This window comes from Priestia sp. D51, assembly GCF_053345675.1.
Genome location: NZ_JBLTIR010000016.1, coordinates 26,348 through 47,637 on the forward strand (window position 1 = coordinate 26,348; position 21,290 = coordinate 47,637).

The following is a 21,290-nucleotide window of genomic DNA, read 5'->3' on the forward strand; positions in this document are numbered from 1 at the left end:
TAGCTCCTTTTCACGATTACACTTTCGTAACCGGGGCAAATTTAGCAAGCAGTCTTTTTACACCTGTAGGACTAGGAAAAGCAATGTCTAATTCTTTTGAGTCTCCTTCTCCTTTTACACTTACAACTGTACCAATTCCCCATTTTTTATGCTCGGCCTTATCTCCAACGCTCCATCCAATCGATTCACTGCCCGTTGATACAAGCTTCGTTTTTGCCACGGCCGCTTGTCGGCGCGCTGCAAACGGCGAAGCTGAAGCCCCTGAACGACCAGCAGCAGGCTTGCGCATCGTTTCATTTAAAGATTCCACAAGCTCGCTTGGGATTTCTCCAATGAAGCGCGATTTTGGATTAACGTTTGTTTTACCAAATAGTGTACGCATTTGAGCATTTAATAAATACAATTCTTGTTCAGCACGTGTAATCCCTACGTAGGCTAAGCGTCGTTCTTCTTCCATTTCATTATCTTCGAATAACGATCGGCTATGAGGGAATACGCCTTCTTCCATACCCATTAGGAAAACAACCGGGAACTCTAGACCTTTTGCTGAGTGAAGCGTCATCAGAATCACTTGTTCGTTCTCTTCTTCTTCCTCGTCGTCAAGCTTATCGATATCAGCAACAAGCGCTAAATCGGTTAAAAATGCTACTAAGCTCTTATCTTCGCTTGCTTCTTCAAACGTTTTTGTAACAGATAAAAACTCATCAATATTCTCTAAGCGACTTTGTGCTTCAATTGTTTTTTCTACTTTAAGCGCTTCACGGTACCCTGTTCTTTCTAATACTTGTTCCACAAGCTCTGTTACAGACATATAGTCTTGCATTTGAGCTAAGTTTGAAATCATGGATTGGAAATCACGAAGTGCCTTTGTTGCTTTACCCGTTAACCCCATCAATTCTACTTCATCAAGCGCTTTGAAAATAGAAATGTCATGAACGTTTCCGTAATTGGCTACTTTATCGACTGAAGTAGCTCCAACTCCGCGTTTTGGAACGTTCACAATACGAGCTAAGCTAATGTCATCATCTTGGTTGGCAATTAAGCGTAAGTACGCAAGCAAATCTTTAATCTCTTTGCGGTCGTAGAACTTAATCCCGCCGACAATCGTATAGTTAATATTGGATTTTAGCAGTACTTCCTCCATTACACGCGACTGTGCATTTGTACGATACAAAATGGCAAAATCGCTATATTTACGTTTGCCGCTGTCTACTGCTTCTTTGATTTTACGTGCTACAAACTGTGCCTCATCATGCTCACTCATTGCTTGGTAATGATAAATCTTCTGGCCTTCATCGTTTTCCGTCCATAAGTTTTTCACTTTACGATTCATATTGTTTGCAATGACGCCGTTTGCCGCAGCCAAAATCGTTTTCGTTGAACGATAATTTTGTTCAAGCAAAATGGTTTTGGCTTTTGGGTAATCTTTTTCAAATGACAAGATATTTGTAATATCAGCCCCGCGCCAGCGGTAAATAGACTGATCTGAATCCCCTACTACGCATACATTTTCAAATCGTGCGGCTAGCAAGCGAACCAGCATATATTGTGCATGGTTTGTATCTTGATACTCGTCCACATGAATATATTGAAACTTGCGCTGATAGTACGTTAACACTTCAGGAACTCGTTTAAATAACTGAATCGTTGTCATAATCAAATCATCAAAATCGAGCGCTTGGTTTTTCTTTAAACGCTTTTCATACTCTTTATAGACTTTACTTACAACTTCTTCATATGGTCCTGCTGCTGTTTTATCAAATTCTTCCGCTACTTTCAGTTCATTTTTAGCTGAACTAATGCTCCCTAATAGCGAGCGCGGATCGAATTTTTTTGGGTCGATGTTTTGATCTTTTAAAATGTTTTTAATAACGGACAGCTGATCCGTTGAATCTAAAATCGTAAAGTTGCGATTAAAGCCAATACGATCAATATCTCTTCTTAAAATACGCACGCACATCGAGTGGAACGTTGAAATCCAGATATCTTCTGCCACTCCGCCAACGATACTTGCCACACGCTCTCTCATTTCACGAGCTGCTTTGTTTGTGAAGGTAATAGCTAAAATATTCCAAGGTGCAACTTCTTTTTCCGCCATTAAAAACGCAATTCGATGCGTTAATACGCGTGTTTTCCCACTTCCTGCACCGGCCATAAGTAATAATGGTCCGTCTGTTGTTTTAACTGCCTCTTGCTGCTGAGGGTTTAATCCTGTTAATAATTTTTCACTTAAAAAATTCACGTTTTCACCGCCTATATCGAACATATATTCTCTATTCTACTTTATTTATTTTTCACTGTGCAATATTCTTTTTTACCGCTTTTACCGTTTTTAATGCTTCCGATAAATTTGTATAAATAACATTTCCTACAATAACTGTATCAGCTAGCTCTCCCATCTCACTTGCTTGCTCTTTTGTCTCAATACCGCCGCCGTAAAATAACTTCGTCTCATTTAGCGAATTTTTCACTTCTGCCACTAATGCAGGGTCTCCATATGTTCCACTGTATTCTAGATAGAAAACGGGCAAATGAAACATGCGTTCAGCCATGCGAGCATACGCTACAACATCTTCTGCATCCAAATCGGTTTTCGCTTCCGTTAGCGCAGCTACTTTTGCTTCGGGGTTAAGTACGCAGTATCCTTCTACAAAAATTTCATCCCAGTCCATGATTTCACCGTATTCCTTCATCGCCGCATGATGTAAGTCAACAATCCACTTTGGATCCTTGCTGTTCAAAACGGTCGGAATGAAATAAGAATCAAAACCAGGCGTTACAGAGTCAATGGTTGATACTTCTAGCGCACACGGCACCGTGTAGCGGCGAATACGCATTAGCAGCTGCAGCACATTGTCTAAAGTTACTCCGTCTGATCCTCCAACAAGAACCGCATCCGTGCCGGATTCGCAAATTTTTTCTAAATCTGCATCTGAAATTTCTTTATTAGGATCTAATTTAAAGACATGTCTCCACTCTTTAATATCATACATATAGGTTCCTCCATTTCTTTACACTTAAAAGTTCGCGCTCGTCCATTTGTTCATTATAACAAAACTAAGAGGGTGAAATGAAAGGAAAACCGAACTTTTCATCACGTTTTTTGTTTTCAAAAAATATGGATAAAAGATATGGTTTTATCCTCAAACTCCGGAAGAAAACATCACAAAAAAAGCCCATTTTGCACAAGGTTATTGTTTCTCTGCATAGGATATGCTAATATATAGCTACTAAAATTCATATGATATACGCTGAAGGATCAATAGTACTTAAATCCTCTTCACAAAGCGAACTAGGGACGGTGGGAGCCTAGAGAATGGTTTAAGGAAAAGGCAATCTGGAGTATATACAGACGAAGGTGGATACATTTTGTATCAACCAGGGTGGAACCGCGGGAAAAACTCTCGTCCCTGGGCATATTGTTGATATGCCCAGGGACGAGAGTTTTTTTGTACCCGCTCTTTTTGTTTCGCTTGAATTACTACCATTTACAGGAGGAATTAGAATGTCAAAAACAATGGATCAAATCGTATCTCACGCCAAACATCGCGGCTTTGTATTTCAAGGTTCTGAAATTTACGGCGGTCTTGCAAATACATGGGATTACGGCCCGCTTGGCGTAGAATTAAAAAACAATATTAAAAAAGCATGGTGGAAAAAATTCATTCAAGAATCTCCATACAACGTTGGTTTAGACGCTGCGATTTTAATGAATCCAAAAACATGGGAAGCTTCTGGTCACTTAGGAAACTTTAATGACCCAATGATCGACTGTAAGGATTGTAAAGCTCGTCACCGTGCTGATAAATTAATTGAAGAAAAGCTTCAAGAAAAAGGCATTGAAATGATCGTAGACGGCCTTTCATTTGATGCAATGGCTGACTTAATTAAAGAACATGAAATTACATGTCCTGAGTGTGGTTCAGCTAACTTCACTGAAATTCGTCAATTTAACTTAATGTTCAAAACGCACCAAGGTGTAACTGAAACATCAACAAATGAAATTTACCTTCGTCCTGAAACAGCTCAAGGTATTTTCGTAAACTTTAAAAACGTTCAGCGCTCAATGCGTAAAAAGCTTCCATTCGGTATCGGCCAAGTGGGTAAAAGCTTCCGTAACGAAATTACACCTGGTAACTTCACATTCCGTACACGTGAATTTGAACAAATGGAGCTTGAATTCTTCTGTAAACCAGGCACTGAATTAGAATGGTTTAACTACTGGAAAGAAACATGTAACAAATGGCTTCTTTCTCTTGGCATGAAAGAAGAAAACGTTCGTCTTCGCGACCATGATGATGATGAACTTTCTCACTACAGTAATGCAACAACAGACTTTGAATACAAATTCCCATTCGGCTGGGGCGAACTATGGGGCGTAGCTTCTCGTACAGACTATGACTTAAAGCAGCATATGGAACACTCTGGAGAAGACTTCCAATACGTTGATCAAGAAACAAACGAACGCTATGTACCTTACTGCATCGAGCCTTCTTTAGGTGCTGACCGTGTAACATTGGCTTATATGATTGATGCATATGAAGAAGAAACGTTAGAAGACGGCTCATCTCGTACAGTAATGCAGCTTCACCCTGCTTTAGCACCATTTAAAGCTGCTGTATTGCCACTTTCTAAAAAGCTTTCTAACGAAGCGCGCGCTGTCTTTGAAGATTTAGCAAAACACTTTATGATTGACTACGATGATGCTGGTTCAATCGGTAAACGTTACCGTCGCCATGATGAAATCGGTACGCCTTTCTGTATTACATTCGACTTCGATTCATTAGAAGACAATCAAGTAACAATTCGTAACCGCGACACAATGGAACAAAAACGTGTAGCAATTAGCGACCTAAAAAATATCATTGAAGAAGCAACTCAATTTTAATTAAAAAAATAAGCGTATGGCTGCTTCAGCCATACGCTTTACTTTTGATTTGAATCTTCTTGAAGGCGTTCTAACACCATTTGATACGCATCGCTTCCATAATTCAAGCAGCGTTTAACACGGGAAATAGTCGCTGTGCTTGCTCCAGTTTCCGTCTCAATTTTATGGTACGTGTTGCCTTCTCTTAGCATTCTTGCTACTTCTAAGCGCTGTGCTAATGATTGAATTTCATTAACTGTACATAGGTCATCAAAAAATTGATAGCATTCTTCAATGTTTTCTAATGATAAAATCGCTTGAAATAGCTGATCTAATTCTTTTCCTCGTAGTTTGTTGATTTGCATCGTATCGAACTCCTTTATCATTGGCTTTCTTTACTGGTTGTTTCTATCTATAAAATACAGTTTCTATATTTATTTGCACATACATTCATTCTGTATGAAGACAGCCAATTTCATACAAATTTCAAATTCCTTTGATACTTTTATATTTTAACGCATTATAGACGGAAAAAGTACTTTTTTATTCATAACGTCATAAATTCCTACTGGCGTAATACGAATATAAGGCAAATGTGTAGACGAAAAGAAAAGCAGTGAATAGACAGGATCGTCGTGTTTGTATCCTCGCTCCCCCAGCACTTTCTTTAGTTCCACCTCTCGTTTACTTAACTCTTCCATCGGCAGATTCGACATGACTCCTTTTAACGGAAGATCCAGTTCATATACTACCTTCTCTCCTTCTGTAATAACAATACCGCCGCCAATTTCTTTCATACGTTTAAATGCACACATCATATCTTTTTTTGATTTTCCAATTAAAATAAAATCACCTGTATTTGAAAATGAACTCGCCAGTCCCGATACATTTGTGGCAAATCCTTTTAACAGCGTATTGATGCGCCACTTGCCTTCTCGGTCCACCAGCACTAAAAAGCTTTCATCATGATCAGAGGCTAATACATCTCCGCTCACATTTAAGTGAATTGAATACGGCTCCATAATAACAGCATTTTTCATTTTCACGCCTACTGGCATTGAAAATTGAAAATCGTCCATCGTTAAATCAAAGTCTAACTTTAACGGTGAAAAACCAAACTTTCCCCAAGGAAATTCTACCGAGGCTAATGCTTGTTCTTTGCCTTCTTTTTTCATCCACTTTCCTTTTGCTAAGACAGATACCGGAGTAGGCCGCATAGGATCTTCTAAAATATTAATATTAGCCACACAGCCTGTTGCTACATGCCCGTGCAAATGTTCCATGTTATAATAGCGAGCAATATTTACAGACACCATATTATAAGCATCTAACACAGGAACTCCTTCTGAAATAGCTAATGTAATTAACATATCTGACACGCCGTTTTGGTAAAAAGAAGGCGGAGAACCGTCTGTATTCATGGTAATATGGTCAAAATAATCTACCTGCAGCTCTTTTAACTCCTGCAGCAGTTTTGGCAAATCTGGCCGAATGGAAGAGTGGCGCAAAGCAACGTCATAGCCTTGCGTTAACCGAGCAACAACATCTTCCCCTGTCATAGACTCATGATCGCTGTCTGCCCCGAGCAATTTCATTTTTGCTAAGGTAAATGCTGACGCCCCCGGGAAATGTCCTTCAATATGCTTCCTCATCCGCTTTGTCTCTTGAACCCAGTGAAGCATTAAATCATCTCCGTCTAAAAGCTTCGGCCAACTTGTCAGTTCGCCTCCTTGTAAGACAGCTTCATTTTGTAGCCAAGAAGTAATGTTTGTATGTGAGAAGATATCAGCCTCTTCATCAATTTCTGTCTGCGAATCAAATCTGCACCACCAATACAGTGACTGTGGTAACGTTTTCATTTCTTCAATCAATGAAAATGCCGTTTTTTGTTCAAGCTGTAAAGCGAGAATTAAATTATCATTAAATAAAGTGGTTGTTCCGTGCTTGGCTGCATATTGGGAAAAAGTCTGGGGATTATATAACTGAAACGGGTGAACATGCGGCTCAATATACCCAGGAACCACATATTTCTCACTGCAGTCTATAATCTCTGTAGAAGCGTCTGTGTGCTTAGGCATCTCTGAGCCAACGTATACAATACGATCTTGGTAAACCCAAATATGTGCTTTTTTCCACTGCTTCATTCGAGCGTTCAAATATGTTGCATCTTTTAAGACAATAGTTGGTGCTTTTTGACCGTTTAATACTAAAAGCTGCTGTCTAATATGTTTGCTTTTCCAGCGGTATCTCTGTTCCGGCATGCTAAATTCCCCCTAATTTACTATGTATTTTTATCGTAACACATCCGTGATGTAAACGCATTCAGAAACTGTTATTAATTTTATGAATAAAGGTGATAAAACATGAAACCAAATATCGGTATTGTTAACGCATTAATTCGACTTACACTGGGCTTTACCCTTCTTTCTTGGACAACATCTCGTTTATCTCGCAGACCGTACAAAGATTCATACATCTTCTTAGGGTTAATGGGAGCTTTAAAAGTTGCAGAAGGCATCACGCGTTTTTGCCCCCTTACGTACGCATATGATTCGTGTCAAAAACACGATGAACATGAACACCATCCAAATGGAAACGAAGAAACGTATAATCCTTCATAAGGTAAAAAGGAGAGCCGGAGCTCTCCTTTTTTATTTTAAAGCTGCTTTTGCTAATGCACGATGGCCGATGTCTTTGCGATAGAAAAAGCCTTTTTCTACATCGATATGAGCCATTTGTTTGTATACTTCTTGCTGCGCTTCTTGAAGAGTTGCTCCTTTGGCACCTACTAATAGAACGCGGCCGCCGTTCGAAACGTATGTGTCGTTTTCTAAAGCCGTACCAGCGTGGAAAACAAGCGCGTCTTCACTGATCGCATCCAATCCGTTAATTGGCGCACCCTTTTGATAATCTTCTGGGTAACCCGCTGCTGCTAATACAATTCCAATAGCTGCTTCGTTATCCCATTCAATTTCTACTTTTTCTTCTTTCAAAATGCGAAGAAGCACATCGACTAAATCGCTTTTCATACGGGGCAGTACAACCTGTGTTTCAGGATCTCCAAAACGCGCATTAAATTCAATCACTTTTGGTCCTTTTTGTGTTTGAATCAGACCAGCATATAGAATTCCCGTATACTCACAGCCTTCTTCAGCTAATCCTTTAGCCATTGGAAGTAAGATGTTTTCTACAGCCTCTTGTACTTCTGCATCACTAATTTGCGGAACAGGAGAGTAAGCTCCCATGCCTCCTGTGTTCGGACCTTGATCACCGTCAAAAGCACGCTTATGATCTTGTGCAATTACCATTGGATACACATTTGTCCCGCGTACGAATGCCATTAATGAAAATTCTTCACCATCCAAAAATTCTTCTACAACTACTTTGGCACTTGCTTCTTTAAATTTTTGATCAACTAGAAAATCACGTAATGTATCTACAGCTTCTTCTACTGTTAAAGCAACAGTTACACCTTTACCAGCTGCTAAGCCATCTGCTTTAATAACAATTGGAGCGCCTTGCTTTTCCACATATGCTTTTGCTTCCTCGTAAGACGTAAATGTTTCATACGCTGCGGTTGGAATATCATACTTTTTCATGAGCTCTTTTGCAAAGCTTTTGCTTCCTTCAATCATCGCTGCTTGTTTGCGCGGTCCAAAGACCGGAAGACCTTCTTGTTCGAATCGATCAACAATGCCTTCAATTAGCGGATTTTCTGGTCCAACAATTGTTAATCCAATCTTATTTTCTTTTGCAAACTGCACAAGCTCTTCTTGGCTGCTTTCATCGATTGGTACAATCGTTGCCACATCTCTCATGCCTGGGTTTCCTGGTGCTACAAACACTTCGTTAACAAGTGGACTTTTTGAAGCTTTCCATGCAATTGTATGCTCTCTTCCGCCTTTTCCAATAACTAAAACATTCACGTTCTTCACCTCATTAATGTTTAAAATGTCTTACGCCTGTAAATACCATTGCAATGCCGTATTCATCTGCTTTTGCAATTGACTCTTCATCACGAATTGATCCGCCTGGCTGAATAATAGCTGTGATTCCTGCTTTAGCTGCTGCTTCTACTGTATCGCCCATTGGGAAGAAAGCATCTGAACCTAAAGCTGAACCTTGTGCTTTTTCACCAGCTTGTTCAATTGCAATTTTTGCAGCGCCCACGCGGTTCATTTGACCAGCACCTACGCCAATTGTCATGTCATCTTTTGCAAGTACAATAGCATTAGACTTAACATTTTTAACAACTTTCCATGCTAATTTTAAATCTGCCCACTCTTTTTCTGTTGGCTCGCGTTTCGTTGGAACAGTAATCGTTGCATCATCAAATCCGAATACGTCTTCATCCTGAACAAGCACGCCGCCTTTTACAGACGTTAAGAAAGCTTCTTTTTCTGCTTTTTCATCAAGCTCTATCGTTAGTAAACGAAGGTTTTTCTTAGCTGTTAATACATCTAATGCTTCTTGATCGAACGCAGGAGCAATGATAATTTCTAAGAAAATTTCTTTTAACTGAATAGCCGTTTCACGGTCGATAGGACGGTTAGCTGCTACGATGCCGCCAAAGATAGATGTAGGATCCGCTTCATATGCTTTTTGATAAGCTTGAGCAATTGTTTCACCCACACCTACACCGCAAGGATTCATATGTTTGATCGCTACGATAGCCGGCTCTTTGAATTCTTTTACGATTTGAAGAGCTGCGTTTGCATCGTTGATATTATTGTATGATAACTCTTTTCCATGCAGCTGCGTAGCTGTTGCAATAGAACCTTTTTGTGTTAACGGCTTTTTATAAAAAGAAGCTTGTTGGTGAGGGTTTTCTCCGTATCGTAAGCCTTGAACGCGCTCATACGTTACTGTTAATTTCTCAGGAGTTGTTTCACCTGTAATGTTTGTTAAGTATTCAGCGATTAATGCATCATAAGCTGCCGTATGACGGAATACTTTTGCTGCTAATCGTTGGTTGGTTTCAAATGAAACATTGCCATCCGCTTTTAACTCTTCTACTACGGTTGCGTAATCGCTTGGATCTACTACAACTGAGACAGAACGATAGTTTTTCGCAGCTGAACGAAGCATTGTAGGTCCACCGATGTCAATATTCTCAATCGCTTCAGCAAGCGTTACATCCTCTTTTTCAATTGTCTTTTTAAATGGATATAAGTTTACAACTACAAAGTCGATTGGCGAGATATTATGCTCTTTCATTTGAGCTTGATGCTCTTCATTATCGCGTAACGCTAATAAAGCACCGTGAACGTTAGGATGCAATGTTTTTAAACGGCCGTCTAAAATTTCTGGGAAACCAGTTACTTCAGAGATTCCGATAACGTCAATGCCGTTTTCTTCTAGGGTACGCTTTGTACCGCCAGTTGAAATAATTTCTACTCCTAAGTCCTTTAATTCTTGTGCAAATGAAACAATACCTTCTTTATCAGATACGCTAATAAGCGCGCGTTTTGCTGTCATTTTGTAAACTCCTCCTGATCCGATCTCTCATTTAAAATCTTTCTTTCACTACTACTCTACCATAGTAAAGGATTAAAACTTTTTTGACAAGGTTACATCCTATTTATTTAACTGCGGCTTGTTCAAATAATTCATTCAGTACCGCGGGATAAAATTGATGTTCAATTTCATGAATACGGGCCTCAACTGTTTCTCTTGTATCGCCTTTTTCAATGCGAATAGCCTGCTGGTCAATAATTGGTCCTGTATCCATGCCTTCATCTACAAAATGCACGGTAATTCCAATCACTTTTACTCCTGCATCAAAAGCTTGACCAATAGCATCAATCCCAGGAAATGCAGGTAAAAGCGAAGGGTGGATATTAACAATACGATTTTTGTATGGCTTAAGCAACGTCGAACCAACTAATCGCATATATCCTGCTAAAACAAGAAATTCTACTTTAGCTGATGTAAGCTCTGCAAGAATTGCTGCTTCATACGCTTCTTTATTTTCATAGTTTTTAGGCGAACAAACAAAGCATGGTATTCCACATGCTTTTGCTCGTTCAATTACGTATGCATCCGGTTTATTACAAACAACAAGCGCAATATTTGCTTTTAATCGACCTGACTGAGTTGCTTCGTAGATGGATTGAAAGTTACTGCCGTTTCCAGAAGCAAACACTGCAATATTTATCATGCAAACGTCCCTCCAGCAAATTCAACACCTGTTCCTTCTTTGACACGTCCGATAACAAATGCTTTTTCGCCTTCGTTTTCAATTGCTTCAATGACTTTATTCATATCTTCAGGTTCAACAGCTAAAACAAATCCGATTCCCATATTGAATACTTCGAACATTTCTTTACGGTCTAGCTTGCCTTGCTCTTCAAGGAAATCAAACACGTATGGAATTGGCCAAGAACCGTAATCGATTTCTACACCTAAACCTTCAGGAAGCATACGAGGGATATTTTCAACAAATCCGCCTCCAGTAATATGAGCCATACCTGCAATCTTAGCTGCATGTAATGCTTTTAGGACCGGCTTCACGTATATTTTTGTTGGCGTTAATAACTCAACTCCGAGCTTTTCATTAAAACCAGCGTAAGTTTCGTGAAGATTTAACCCTTGATCATCAACAATTTTACGTACAAGAGAGTAGCCGTTGCTGTGAATACCGCTAGATGAGATACCGATCAACAGCTGTCCAGCTTTAATCTCATCTCCAGTAATAATTTCTGACTTTTCTACCGCTCCTACTGTAAACCCTGCAAGATCATATTCATCTTCTTCGTATAAACCTGGCATTTCAGCTGTTTCTCCGCCAATTAACGCACAGTTGGACTGTTCACAGCCGTCTGCAATTCCTTTTACAATCGATTCAATTTTTTCAGGAACTGCTTTCCCGCAAGCAATATAATCTAAGAAGTAGAGAGGCTCTGCTCCTTGTGCTAAAACGTCGTTTACACACATGGCCACTGCATCCACACCGATTGTGTCATGCTTATCCATTTGAAAAGCAAGTTTCAATTTTGTTCCTACTCCATCTGTACCAGAAACAAGAACAGGCTCTTTTAAATTCAATGTAGATAAATCGAACATTCCGCCAAAGCCGCCGACTGTTCCCATAATACCTGCACGAGCAGTTCGTTCTACGTGCTTTTTAATACGTGAAACAGCTTCATATCCTGCTTCTAAGTCAACTCCAGCTTGTTTATATGAATATGACATGTTGTCACTCCTTTTTTACGTTAAAACTAACAAGTTACCTTTTCATGAGGGTGTACAGTATCTGGATAAATTTCAGTTGGATACTTTCCAGTAAAACATGCCATACACTGTCCGCCGTTGCCTTCATACTGTCTGCCGATTGCGTCTACTAAACCTTCGTTGCTTAAGAAAACAAGTGAATCAGCTTCAATCAATTCACGAATTTCTTCAACAGAGCGCGTAGCAGCAATTAACTCAGAGGATGACGATGTGTCAATTCCATAAAAACATGGATTTTTAATAGGAGGTGAACTGATGCGTACATGTACTTCAGTTGCTCCTGCTTCTCGAAGCATACGAACAATGCGACGGCTTGTTGTGCCGCGAACGATAGAATCATCTACCATGACAACACGTTTACCCTCTACAATTTTACGTACAGGAGACAGCTTCATTTTTACACCTTGTTCACGCAATTCTTGTGAAGGCTGAATGAATGTACGGCCTACGTATCGATTCTTAATTAAACCTAATTCGTATGGAATCCCTGACTGTTCTGCAAAACCAATCGCTGCTGAAATACTTGAATCCGGAACGCCTGTTACAACGTCTGCTTCAATCGGTGACTCAACTGCAAGTTGTTTCCCAAGGTTTTTACGAGCAGAGTGAACATTGATTCCATCAATATTACTATCTGGTCTTGAGAAATAAATATATTCCATACTGCAAATAGCACGGTTTACGTTTAGTGTGAATCGCTCTGATTGAATACCTTCATCATTAATAATAAGTAACTCACCAGGCTCTACATCACGCTCATGAACCGCTCCAACAATATCAAACGCACATGTTTCAGAAGCTACTACATAGGCATCACCTAATCGTCCAATTGATAATGGACGCAGTCCGTGAGGATCAAGTGCAACCATCATCGTATCTTCCGTTAAAATAACGAATGCGTATGCGCCTTTAACCATGGATAAAGCATTTTTCACTTTATCTTTCATATCTTCATAGCCGCTTCGTTTAATTAAATGAGCAAGTACTTCTGTATCAGATGTTGATTGGAAAATACTCCCTTGATTTTCCAGCTGATGCTTTAATGCATTTGCATTAACCAAGTTTCCATTATGAGCTAACGCAAGGCTTCCGCTATGAGAGCGGAAGTGAAGGGGTTGAACATTTTCAAACCCTCCGCCTCCAGCTGTTGCATAACGAACGTGTCCAATTGCTGCTTTACCGTTTAGTTGCTCTAACTCTCCGTGGCCAAATACTTCGTTAACAAGACCGACGCCTTTCATCACTGTCACTTTTTCTCCGTCTGTTACAGCAATACCAGCGCCTTCTTGTCCGCGGTGTTGCAAGCTATGCAAACCGTAATAAGCAATCTGGCTTGCATTTTCATGTCCCCATACACCGAATACGCCACATTCTTCGTTTAAGCCTTTGATTTCAGCAAGCATGGAAGCGCTCCTTTCCAAGCAGTAGTTAATTCTTCAACTGATAATTGAACAAGAACATTTTCTTGATGTTTAACAGTTAATGTTGCGTCTTCTGTTACGCGTCCTACTAATGTTGCATCTTGTACAAGCATTTCGAATTTTTCTTTATTCTCTGGTGAAACCGTTACGACAAAGCGTGATTGTGTTTCACTGAATAGCTCTGCTGTTGCTTCACCGTCTACCGTTACGTTTACGCCTAACCCGCTGCCGTTCATCACTTTTTCAGCTAGGGCTACCGCGAATCCTCCTTCTGCAATATCGTGAGCAGATTGAACTGCACCTTCACGAATTGCTTGAAGAAGCTGATCTTGACGTGTTTTTTCAACCGCTAAATCTAATTTAGGTGACTGGCCGAATACCGTACCGTTTTCTAGTACTTTTTGAAGCTCAGTACCTGCGAATTCTGCTTCAGCTTTACCAATAACATAGATTAAGTCATCTTTTTGCTTCGCATATTGAGTTGTAATATGGTTGATATCATCGATTAGACCAACCATTCCAATAACAGGAGTTGGGTAAATTGCTTCACCTTTTGTCTCATTGTACAGAGATACGTTACCGCCGATAACCGGAGTCGATAGCTCACGGCAAGCGTCGCTCATACCGTCTGTTGCTTTTTCAATTTGCCAGAAGATTTCTGGCTTTTCAGGGTTACCGAAGTTTAAGCAGTCTGTAATCGCAAGAGGCTGTGCACCTGAACATACAAGGTTACGAGCAGCTTCTGCCACTGCGATACGGCCGCCTACTTCCGGGTCTAGGTATAAATAGCGAGAGTTACAGTCTGTTGTCATCGCTAATGCTTTATTTGTATCACGTACACGAACAACCGCCGCGTCAGAACCAGGAGATACAACTGTGTTTGTACGTACTTGGTAGTCATATTGGTTGTAAACCCACTCTTTGTTTGCAATCGTAGGCTGTTTTAAAAGCGTTACTAACATATCACTGTGATTTTCAACAGTAGGAGCGTATGCTGACTGCTCTTGGAACTCACGATAGTATGCTGGTTCTTGAGATGGTTTGTGGTATACCGGTGCATCTTCTGCTAATGCATCTACAGGAACATCTGCTACTACTTCTCCGTTATGAGTTAAACGAAGGCGCTTATCGTCGGTTACGTGACCGACTGAAACAGCTTCTAATCCGTATTTTTCAACGATTTCGACGATTTCATTTTCACGGCCTTTTTCAACAACGATGAGCATGCGCTCTTGAGATTCTGAAAGCATCATTTCATATGGTGTCATACCCGTTTCACGCTGAGGTACAAGATCAAGGTTCATTTCAATACCAGAACCTGCTTTACTTGCCATCTCTGCCGAAGAACTTGTTAAGCCCGCAGCACCCATATCTTGAATACCTACTAAAGCGTCACACTTGATAAGCTCTAAGCAAGCTTCAAGAAGAAGTTTTTCCATAAATGGATCTCCTACTTGTACAGCAGGACGTTTTTCATCTGACTGATCAGATAGCTCTTCAGAAGCAAATGTAGCGCCGTGGATACCGTCGCGTCCCGTTTTTGCTCCTACGTACATAACCGTGTTGCCAACGCCTTTAGCTTGACCTTTTTGAATATCTTCGTGGTTAATTAAACCAACACACATAGCGTTAACAAGCGGATTTCCTTCATATGAAGCTTCAAACTGAATTTCTCCACCTACTGTTGGGATTCCTACACAGTTACCGTAACCTGCGATTCCCGCTACTACTTCCTCAAACAAATGACGAACCTTTGGAGATGTTAATTCACCAAAACGTAAAGAGTTTAAAAGTGCAATCGGTCTTGCTCCCATTGAAAAGACGTCACGAATGATGCCACCTACACCAGTTGCTGCTCCTTGATAAGGTTCAATCGCTGATGGATGGTTATGACTTTCGATTTTAAATACAACGGCTTGGTTATCACCAATATCAACGATACCAGCTCCTTCACCAGGACCTTGTAATACTTTTTCACCCGTGATAGGGAATTTTTTCAGTACAGGCTTAGAGTTTTTATAGCTACAGTGCTCTGACCACATAACAGAGAATAAGCCTGTTTCTGTATAGTTAGGAGTACGACCAAGCAGTTGCTCTACATTCGCAAACTCTTCGTCTGTTAATCCCATATCTCGATATAACTTTTGTTCTTTAATTTGCTCTACATTTGGTTCAAGAAGTAACGACATTTTGTTCCCTCCACTGCTTTACGATTGATTGAAATAATTTAAGTCCGTCCGCGCTTCCTAAAAGATCGCTTACCGCTCTTTCTGGGTGAGGCATCATTCCTAATACGTTGCCTGTTTCGTTCGTAATCCCTGCAATATCTTGAAGACTTCCGTTTGGATTATCACCTGCGTATTGGAAAAGAATCTGGTTGTTTTCAATCAATTTTTGTAACGTATGTTCATCACAATAGTAGTTGCCTTCACCGTGTGCCACTGGAATAGCAATTACTTCATCTTTGCCATAAGCATTTGTAAACATTGTTTCGTTATTAGCTACTTTCAAATTCACTGTTTTACAGATGAATTTTAAGTTTTCATTACGGCGCATAGCACCTGGCAGTAATCCTGCTTCTAATAAAATTTGGAATCCATTACATACACCTAGTACTGGCTTTCCTTGGCTTGCTGCTTTTTTTACAGCATCCATTACATTTGAGAAGCGAGCGATAGCACCTGAACGAAGGTAATCTCCATATGAGAAACCACCTGGAAGCAAGATACCATCATATTGATCTAATGATTCTGTATCGTGCCAAACGTAATCTACTTCTTCACCAAGCTCATCTTTGATAGCATGATACATATCTACGTCACAGTTTGATCCTGGAAAAACAATTACAGCAAATTTCACTGTACGACAACCTCCTCAACCTCGTAACGGTAATCTTCAATTACTGTATTAACTAAAAGCTTTTCACACATTTCTTTTACGCGTTCATCTAATGAATCTGTGCTGTCGATTGTTAGCTCTAAAAATTTACCGATGCGTACTTCTTGAACTTCTTCATAAGACATACGGTGCAATGAATTTTTAACGGCTACTCCTTGAGGGTCTAATACACTTTCTCTTAATGTGACAAATACTTTTACTTTATACATGGTTGGGTTATCCTCCGATTCGCTGTAAGATTTTTTCGTATGCTTCTGTTAAACCGCCTAAATCTCTGCGGAATACATCTTTATCTAATTTTTCGTTCGTATGAACATCCCAGAAGCGGCAAGTGTCAGGTGAAATTTCATCCGCTAAAATAATGTCGCCTTGAGAAGTACGGCCGAATTCTAATTTAAAATCTACTAAGAAAATATCTTTATCTTTGAAAAATTTCGATAATATTTCGTTGATTTGAAGTGCTTGTGCCTTTAAACTATCAATCTCTTCTTGAGTTGCAGCCTCAAGGAAAATCGCATGTTCTGCAAGAATTAATGGATCACCAAGCGCATCGTCTTTGTAATAAAGTTCAACGATTGGCTGTTCAAAACGAATACCTTCTTCTACGCCAATTCGCTTCGCAAGGCTTCCTGCTGTAGCATTTCGTACAACAACTTCAAGCGGGACAATTTCTACTTTCTTAACCGCTTGTTCATGATCTGAAAGCTGCTTCACAAAGTGAGTTGTAATCCCTTGCTCATGTAACATTGAAAATAGTAAACTACTAATTTGATTGTTCAACTGTGCTTTTCCGCTAATCTCCGCTTTTTTCTGACCGTTGAATGCTGTAGCTTCATTTTTATAAGCAACCCACAATACATCTTGCTCATCAGTAGCGTAAATTTTTTTCGCTTTTCCTTCATAAAGTAACTCTTGCTTTTCCATGCTGTCACCTCTACATACAGAATATTCAGATACACTTTCTTAGATAAAGGCAAGGACGTGCCTTGCCTTTTTTATTAAAGACCTAAACGTTCAAAGATCATATCTACATTTTTTAAATGGTGCTTATGATCGAAGCAATCTTCAATCTCTTCTGGCGATAAGTGGCGAGTAATGCGCTCTTCGCCTTCAATTAAAGAACGGAAAGGAACTTGCGTTTCCCATGCTTCCATTGCTTTTGGCTGTACTAAGTCGTATGCTTCTTCGCGTACCATGCCTTTATTGATTAGTGTTAACAGTACACGCTGTGAGTAAATTAATCCTAGTGTACGATCCATGTTGCGCTTCATATTGTCAGGGAATACTGTTAAGTTTTTAACAATGTTTGCAAAACGATTTAACATGTAATTTAAAGCAATCGTTGCATCAGGTAAGATGACACGCTCTGCTGATGAATGAGAGATGTCACGCTCATGCCAAAGCGGTACATTATCATAAGCTGTAACCATATAGCCGCGAATTAAGCGAGCAAGTCCCGTTACGTTCTCAGAACCGATTGGATTACGTTTATGAGGCATTGCAGATGATCCTTTTTGACCTTTTGCAAAGTACTCTTCAACCTCACGTGTTTCACTCTTTTGAAGACCGCGAACTTCTACTGCAAATTTCTCAATAGATGTCGCAATTAACGCTAGTACTGACATATAGTGTGCATGACGGTCACGCTGTAATGTTTGCGTAGAGATTGGTGCTGGTGAAATTCCTAACTTCTCACATACGTATTTTTCAACGAAAGGATCGATGTTAGCGAACGTTCCAACTGCTCCTGACATTTTACCGAATTCCACTTCAGCTGCAGCACGTTTTAAACGCTCTAGGTTACGCTTCATTTCTTCGTACCATAATCCCATTTTCAAACCAAATGTCGTTGGCTCAGCGTGTACACCGTGCGTACGTCCCATCATAACCGTATACTTATGTTCTTGAGCTTTTTCCTTTAGTACTTCTACAAAGCGCTCTACGTCACTTAGCAAGATTTCATTAGCTTGCTTTAATAAATAAGATAGAGCTGTATCAACTACGTCAGTTGAAGTCAAACCGTAGTGTACCCACTTGCGCTCTTCACCAAGCGTTTCAGATACTGCACGAGTGAAAGCTACTACGTCATGACGCGTTTCTAATTCAATTTCATTGATGCGGTTAATATCAAAAGATGCATTTTGACGAATTAACTTCACATCTTCTTTCGGAATATGTCCTAATTCTGACCATGCTTCGCAAGCTAGAATTTCAACTTCTAACCAAGCTTTAAATTTATTTTCTTCTGTCCAAATAGCTGCCATTTCTGGTCTTGTATAACGTTCAATCATGTTGTTACTTCCTCCGTTCTTTCCCAAATTCCTAGAGATTCGGCTTTTTCTATCGCCTCATCTATCTTATCAGCTAATACCGTGATATGTCCCATTTTTCTCTTCTCTTTTGCAACTTTTTTTCCGTACAAATGCAAGTGCATATCATCTAAACATTCGATTTTTGCCATTGTGTTCTCAATATGTTCCCCTAATAGGTTAACCATAACAGCAGGTTTTAATAAAGTCGGCTGTGCTAGGGTCCAGTTACAAATGGCTCTTACATGCTGCTGAAATTGAGAAAGATCACAAGCATTGATTGAATAATGACCTGAATTATGAGGTCTAGGTGCCATTTCATTTATATAAAGCTGACCTTCTTCAGTTAGAAACATCTCAACTGCTAATGTACCAACTAAATCTAATCCTTTTGCTATTTCTTGCGCATATTGAAGAGCTTTCGCTTCTTGATCTGCTGTAATACGTGCCGGAACAATCGTTTGGTGCAAAATATGATGCTTATGAATGTTCTCAGCTACTGGTAAACATACCGTTTCGCCTTTTGCATTGCGGTGTACAATAACTGATACTTCTTTATCTAAGTTCATCCACTGTTCTACAATGCATTCCGACTGTGCTAATAGCTCAGCTGCTTCACGAATATTATTCTCATTTTTCACTAGAACTTGCCCTTTACCGTCATATCCGCCTCGGCAAGTTTTTACGACACATGGATAACCAATTGTTTCGACAGCTTTTAAAAGTTCTTCTTCAGTCGTAACGATTGCGTAATCAGGAACGTCTAGATTAAGCTTTGTAATCATTTCTTTTTCTAAACGACGATTTTGTGTAACGGCTAGTAAATGACTGCCTTGTGGCACGTAGCATTTTGTTTCTAGCCATTTCATCATCTCAACATCAACGTTTTCAAATTCATAGGTGATGACATCTGACACTTCAGCAAGCTGTTCAACCGCTTTTCTATCATCATAGTTGCCAATGACTTTAATATCTGCTACTTGACCGCAAGGAGAATCTTCTGTTGGTTCAAGCACTGCAATGTAATAACCCATTTCTTTAGCAGATAGTGCAATCATTCTTCCTAGCTGTCCACCGCCTACGATTCCAATTGTTTTACCAGGAGGTATAAGTAAATTAGACAAGTTGATCACTACTTTCTAACACGGATGATTTAATAGACTCTCTACGATTTTCAAGTTGATCACTTAACGTTGGATCCTGTGTTGCTAAGATTTGTGCTGCTAGCAGGCCAGCGTTCGTAGAACCAGCTTTCCCAATAGCTACTGTAGCTACCGGTACGCCGCCTGGCATTTGAACAATCGATAAAAGTGAATCTAAACCGTTTAAGTTACTTGATTTAACGGGTACTCCTATTACAGGTAAAATTGTTTTTGCGGCAATCATACCAGGTAAGTGAGCAGCGCCCCCAGCGCCAGCAATAATAACTTTAATCCCTCGTTCTTTAGCAGTTTCAGCATACTCAAACATATAATCCGGCGTTCGATGTGCTGATACAACTTTCTTTTCATATTCAATATTTAATTCATCTAAAATGTCACACGCATATTTCATAGTGCTCCAGTCTGACTGACTGCCCATTACAACAGCAACTTTTACATTCATGAATAAAAGCTCCTTTTTCACGTTATAAAAAAACCTAGGGTATGTTATGGCTCACTAAAGGAAAGCCACAACTACCCTAGGTTTCATGTATCAATATTCCTTTTGAAAAGGAATCATGTTTACCTATTTAGTAATTGTACTCTCCTCATAGTCCAATGATTTACGGTCATCGGGTAGAAACTCGTGGGCCATATTCCCACTATTATATGAGGTTTCGGATATCTCATTTGACAACTTAATAATAACAGCCAAACCAGAAAAAAGTCAACCCAAAAATCGAATGTTTACTATTTTTATCATTAAAATGTTCGTATTTAGAGACTTTTCCCTTCGAAAACAATTTGTTGCTTTACCGGAACATACTCTTTTTTACCATTTATTTCTTTTTCTTCAAAGATAGGCTTTTCCATTCGTCGAACGGGCATATACCCATCTTTTTTCATCCGATCTAAACAACTTGCGATTGTTTCATTTTCCTGTAATTCGTATAGTACTTTTTTTGATTTCTTACCCAAAATGCAGCCTCCAGTTTGAAAGAAGTTTCTTACAACGTCAAAAAGAACTTTTATAATAAAAAATTAAATGAATCCACTATAGTGTAACATAATTTAAAAGTTAAATTCATGCTGTAATTTTTAGAAACAAAAAAGACTAGTCATTGAATGACTAGTCTTTTTATTGGCCTGGCAACGTCCTACTCTCACAGGGACAAAGTCCCAACTACCATTGGCGCTAAAGAGCTTAACTTCCGTGTTCGGTATGGGAACGGGTGTGACCTCTTCGCTATCGCCACCAGACAAGAGATTGCTCTCTCAAAACTAGGTAACAGTTTGCTGAGTAAAGCTTACGCTTTTAAAGTTTGGTTAAGTCCTCGATCGATTAGTATCAGTCAGCTACACATGTCGCCACGCTTCCACCTCTGACCTATCAACCTGATCATCTTTCAGGGATCTTACT

The 21,290-nt window shown here is 39.7% G+C and carries 19 protein-coding genes, 2 rRNA genes and 1 riboswitch; of the genes, 2 read left to right on the top strand and 19 right to left on the bottom strand.

The features are described 5' to 3' along the window. Window positions 1-16: 16 nt before the first annotated feature. Together pcrA and ACNHOZ_RS27300 are read right to left on the bottom strand one after the other, a co-directional pair. On the bottom strand, window positions 17-2,242 hold the full coding sequence (gene pcrA / locus ACNHOZ_RS27295) for a DNA helicase PcrA (RefSeq protein WP_028412524.1): 2,226 nt from the start codon (window positions 2,240-2,242) through the stop codon (window positions 17-19). A 52-nt stretch (window positions 2,243-2,294) separates the two neighbouring features. Then, window positions 2,295-2,993 (bottom strand): heptaprenylglyceryl phosphate synthase, encoded by a 699-nt coding sequence (locus ACNHOZ_RS27300; RefSeq protein ID WP_033580830.1) that lies wholly within the window; start codon window positions 2,991-2,993, stop codon window positions 2,295-2,297. A gap of 512 nt (window positions 2,994-3,505) precedes the next feature. Between ACNHOZ_RS27300 and ACNHOZ_RS27305 the strand changes: the two genes are divergently transcribed. Next, the gene (locus ACNHOZ_RS27305; protein ID WP_028412526.1) at window positions 3,506-4,888 is read left to right on the top strand and encodes a glycine--tRNA ligase; all 1,383 of its coding nucleotides are present in this window, start codon (window positions 3,506-3,508) and stop codon (window positions 4,886-4,888) included. A gap of 38 nt (window positions 4,889-4,926) precedes the next feature. Here the strand turns inward: ACNHOZ_RS27305 and ACNHOZ_RS27310 are convergent, their stop codons facing one another. Next, window positions 4,927-5,232 (bottom strand): YerC/YecD family TrpR-related protein, encoded by a 306-nt coding sequence (locus ACNHOZ_RS27310; protein ID WP_013055048.1) that lies wholly within the window; start codon window positions 5,230-5,232, stop codon window positions 4,927-4,929. Between the two features lie 147 nt (window positions 5,233-5,379). After that, a complete protein-coding gene (locus ACNHOZ_RS27315) occupies window positions 5,380-7,128 on the bottom strand; it encodes an adenine deaminase C-terminal domain-containing protein (RefSeq protein WP_221831834.1) in 1,749 nt (582 codons plus the stop codon). 102 nt (window positions 7,129-7,230) lie between these two features. Between ACNHOZ_RS27315 and ACNHOZ_RS27320 the strand changes: the two genes are divergently transcribed. Then, complete coding sequence (locus ACNHOZ_RS27320; protein WP_016762773.1) at window positions 7,231-7,488, top strand: YgaP family membrane protein; 258 nt, start codon at window positions 7,231-7,233, stop codon at window positions 7,486-7,488. Window positions 7,489-7,518: 30 nt separating this feature from the next. Here ACNHOZ_RS27320 and purD read toward each other — a convergent pair whose 3' ends face one another. The 15 genes from purD to ACNHOZ_RS27395 all read right to left on the bottom strand — a co-directional run. Next, the gene (purD, locus tag ACNHOZ_RS27325; RefSeq protein WP_033580832.1) at window positions 7,519-8,793 is read right to left on the bottom strand and encodes a phosphoribosylamine--glycine ligase; all 1,275 of its coding nucleotides are present in this window, start codon (window positions 8,791-8,793) and stop codon (window positions 7,519-7,521) included. Between the two features lie 13 nt (window positions 8,794-8,806). Next, window positions 8,807-10,345: a bifunctional phosphoribosylaminoimidazolecarboxamide formyltransferase/IMP cyclohydrolase gene (purH, locus tag ACNHOZ_RS27330; protein WP_025752921.1), complete on the bottom strand. Its 1,539-nt coding sequence runs from the start codon at window positions 10,343-10,345 to the stop codon at window positions 8,807-8,809. 103 nt (window positions 10,346-10,448) lie between these two features. Next, a complete protein-coding gene (gene purN, locus ACNHOZ_RS27335) occupies window positions 10,449-11,027 on the bottom strand; it encodes a phosphoribosylglycinamide formyltransferase (protein ID WP_014461934.1) in 579 nt (192 codons plus the stop codon). Then, window positions 11,024-12,061: a phosphoribosylformylglycinamidine cyclo-ligase gene (gene purM, locus ACNHOZ_RS27340; protein ID WP_028412529.1), complete on the bottom strand. Its 1,038-nt coding sequence runs from the start codon at window positions 12,059-12,061 to the stop codon at window positions 11,024-11,026. The genes purN and purM overlap by 4 nt, the downstream gene beginning before the upstream one ends. 26 nt (window positions 12,062-12,087) lie before the next feature. Next, window positions 12,088-13,503 (bottom strand): amidophosphoribosyltransferase, encoded by a 1,416-nt coding sequence (gene purF, locus ACNHOZ_RS27345; protein WP_013055041.1) that lies wholly within the window; start codon window positions 13,501-13,503, stop codon window positions 12,088-12,090. Continuing rightward, window positions 13,479-15,710, bottom strand: a complete 2,232-nt coding sequence (purL, locus tag ACNHOZ_RS27350; RefSeq protein ID WP_028412530.1) for a phosphoribosylformylglycinamidine synthase subunit PurL — start codon at window positions 15,708-15,710, stop codon at window positions 13,479-13,481. Before purL ends, purF begins: the two co-directional genes overlap by 25 nt. Further along, window positions 15,694-16,380 (bottom strand): phosphoribosylformylglycinamidine synthase subunit PurQ, encoded by a 687-nt coding sequence (gene purQ / locus ACNHOZ_RS27355; protein WP_013055039.1) that lies wholly within the window; start codon window positions 16,378-16,380, stop codon window positions 15,694-15,696. Before purQ ends, purL begins: the two co-directional genes overlap by 17 nt. Next, entirely contained in the window at window positions 16,377-16,628 is a 252-nt protein-coding gene (gene purS / locus ACNHOZ_RS27360) for a phosphoribosylformylglycinamidine synthase subunit PurS (RefSeq protein WP_014461938.1), read from the bottom strand. Before purS ends, purQ begins: the two co-directional genes overlap by 4 nt. A gap of 7 nt (window positions 16,629-16,635) precedes the next feature. Then, a complete protein-coding gene (purC, locus tag ACNHOZ_RS27365) occupies window positions 16,636-17,343 on the bottom strand; it encodes a phosphoribosylaminoimidazolesuccinocarboxamide synthase (RefSeq protein ID WP_048021520.1) in 708 nt (235 codons plus the stop codon). Between the two features lie 74 nt (window positions 17,344-17,417). Next, window positions 17,418-18,710, bottom strand: coding sequence for an adenylosuccinate lyase (gene purB / locus ACNHOZ_RS27370; RefSeq protein ID WP_013055036.1), 1,293 nt, complete (start codon window positions 18,708-18,710; stop codon window positions 17,418-17,420). Further along, entirely contained in the window at window positions 18,707-19,852 is a 1,146-nt protein-coding gene (gene purK, locus ACNHOZ_RS27375; protein WP_013081438.1) for a 5-(carboxyamino)imidazole ribonucleotide synthase, read from the bottom strand. Before purK ends, purB begins: the two co-directional genes overlap by 4 nt. Next, window positions 19,845-20,333 carry a 5-(carboxyamino)imidazole ribonucleotide mutase gene (purE, locus tag ACNHOZ_RS27380; RefSeq protein WP_013055034.1) on the bottom strand — a complete coding sequence of 163 codons (489 nt, stop codon included), beginning with the start codon at window positions 20,331-20,333 and terminating at the stop codon, window positions 19,845-19,847. Before purE ends, purK begins: the two co-directional genes overlap by 8 nt. 128 nt (window positions 20,334-20,461) lie before the next feature. Next, window positions 20,462-20,563: riboswitch (purine riboswitch) on the bottom strand. An 84-nt stretch (window positions 20,564-20,647) separates the two neighbouring features. After that, entirely contained in the window at window positions 20,648-20,848 is a 201-nt protein-coding gene (locus tag ACNHOZ_RS27385) for an NETI motif-containing protein (RefSeq protein ID WP_014461942.1), read from the bottom strand. Between the two features lie 166 nt (window positions 20,849-21,014). Next, window positions 21,015-21,130: ribosomal RNA gene (rrf, locus tag ACNHOZ_RS27390) — 5S ribosomal RNA — on the bottom strand. Between the two features lie 62 nt (window positions 21,131-21,192). Continuing rightward, window positions 21,193-21,290: ribosomal RNA gene (locus tag ACNHOZ_RS27395) — 23S ribosomal RNA — on the bottom strand; the annotation flags it as partial.

Excerpts from the sequence above, each read along its gene's own strand:
- ACNHOZ_RS27300 (WP_033580830.1), bottom strand. The coding sequence starts at position 2,993 with ATGTATGATATTAAAGAGTGGAGACATGTCTTTAAATTAGATCCTAAT.
- ACNHOZ_RS27305 (WP_028412526.1), top strand. The coding sequence starts at position 3,506 with ATGTCAAAAACAATGGATCAAATCGTATCTCACGCCAAACATCGCGGC.
- ACNHOZ_RS27310 (WP_013055048.1), bottom strand. The coding sequence starts at position 5,232 with ATGCAAATCAACAAACTACGAGGAAAAGAATTAGATCAGCTATTTCAA.
- ACNHOZ_RS27315 (WP_221831834.1), bottom strand. The coding sequence starts at position 7,128 with ATGCCGGAACAGAGATACCGCTGGAAAAGCAAACATATTAGACAGCAG.
- ACNHOZ_RS27320 (WP_016762773.1), top strand. The coding sequence starts at position 7,231 with ATGAAACCAAATATCGGTATTGTTAACGCATTAATTCGACTTACACTG.
- purH (WP_025752921.1), bottom strand. The coding sequence starts at position 10,345 with ATGACAGCAAAACGCGCGCTTATTAGCGTATCTGATAAAGAAGGTATT.
- purN (WP_014461934.1), bottom strand. The coding sequence starts at position 11,027 with ATGATAAATATTGCAGTGTTTGCTTCTGGAAACGGCAGTAACTTTCAA.
- purM (WP_028412529.1), bottom strand. The coding sequence starts at position 12,061 with ATGTCATATTCATATAAACAAGCTGGAGTTGACTTAGAAGCAGGATAT.
- purF (WP_013055041.1), bottom strand. The coding sequence starts at position 13,503 with ATGCTTGCTGAAATCAAAGGCTTAAACGAAGAATGTGGCGTATTCGGT.
- purL (WP_028412530.1), bottom strand. The coding sequence starts at position 15,710 with ATGTCGTTACTTCTTGAACCAAATGTAGAGCAAATTAAAGAACAAAAG.
- purS (WP_014461938.1), bottom strand. The coding sequence starts at position 16,628 with ATGTATAAAGTAAAAGTATTTGTCACATTAAGAGAAAGTGTATTAGAC.
- purC (WP_048021520.1), bottom strand. The coding sequence starts at position 17,343 with ATGGAAAAGCAAGAGTTACTTTATGAAGGAAAAGCGAAAAAAATTTAC.
- purB (WP_013055036.1), bottom strand. The coding sequence starts at position 18,710 with ATGATTGAACGTTATACAAGACCAGAAATGGCAGCTATTTGGACAGAA.
- purE (WP_013055034.1), bottom strand. The coding sequence starts at position 20,333 with ATGAATGTAAAAGTTGCTGTTGTAATGGGCAGTCAGTCAGACTGGAGC.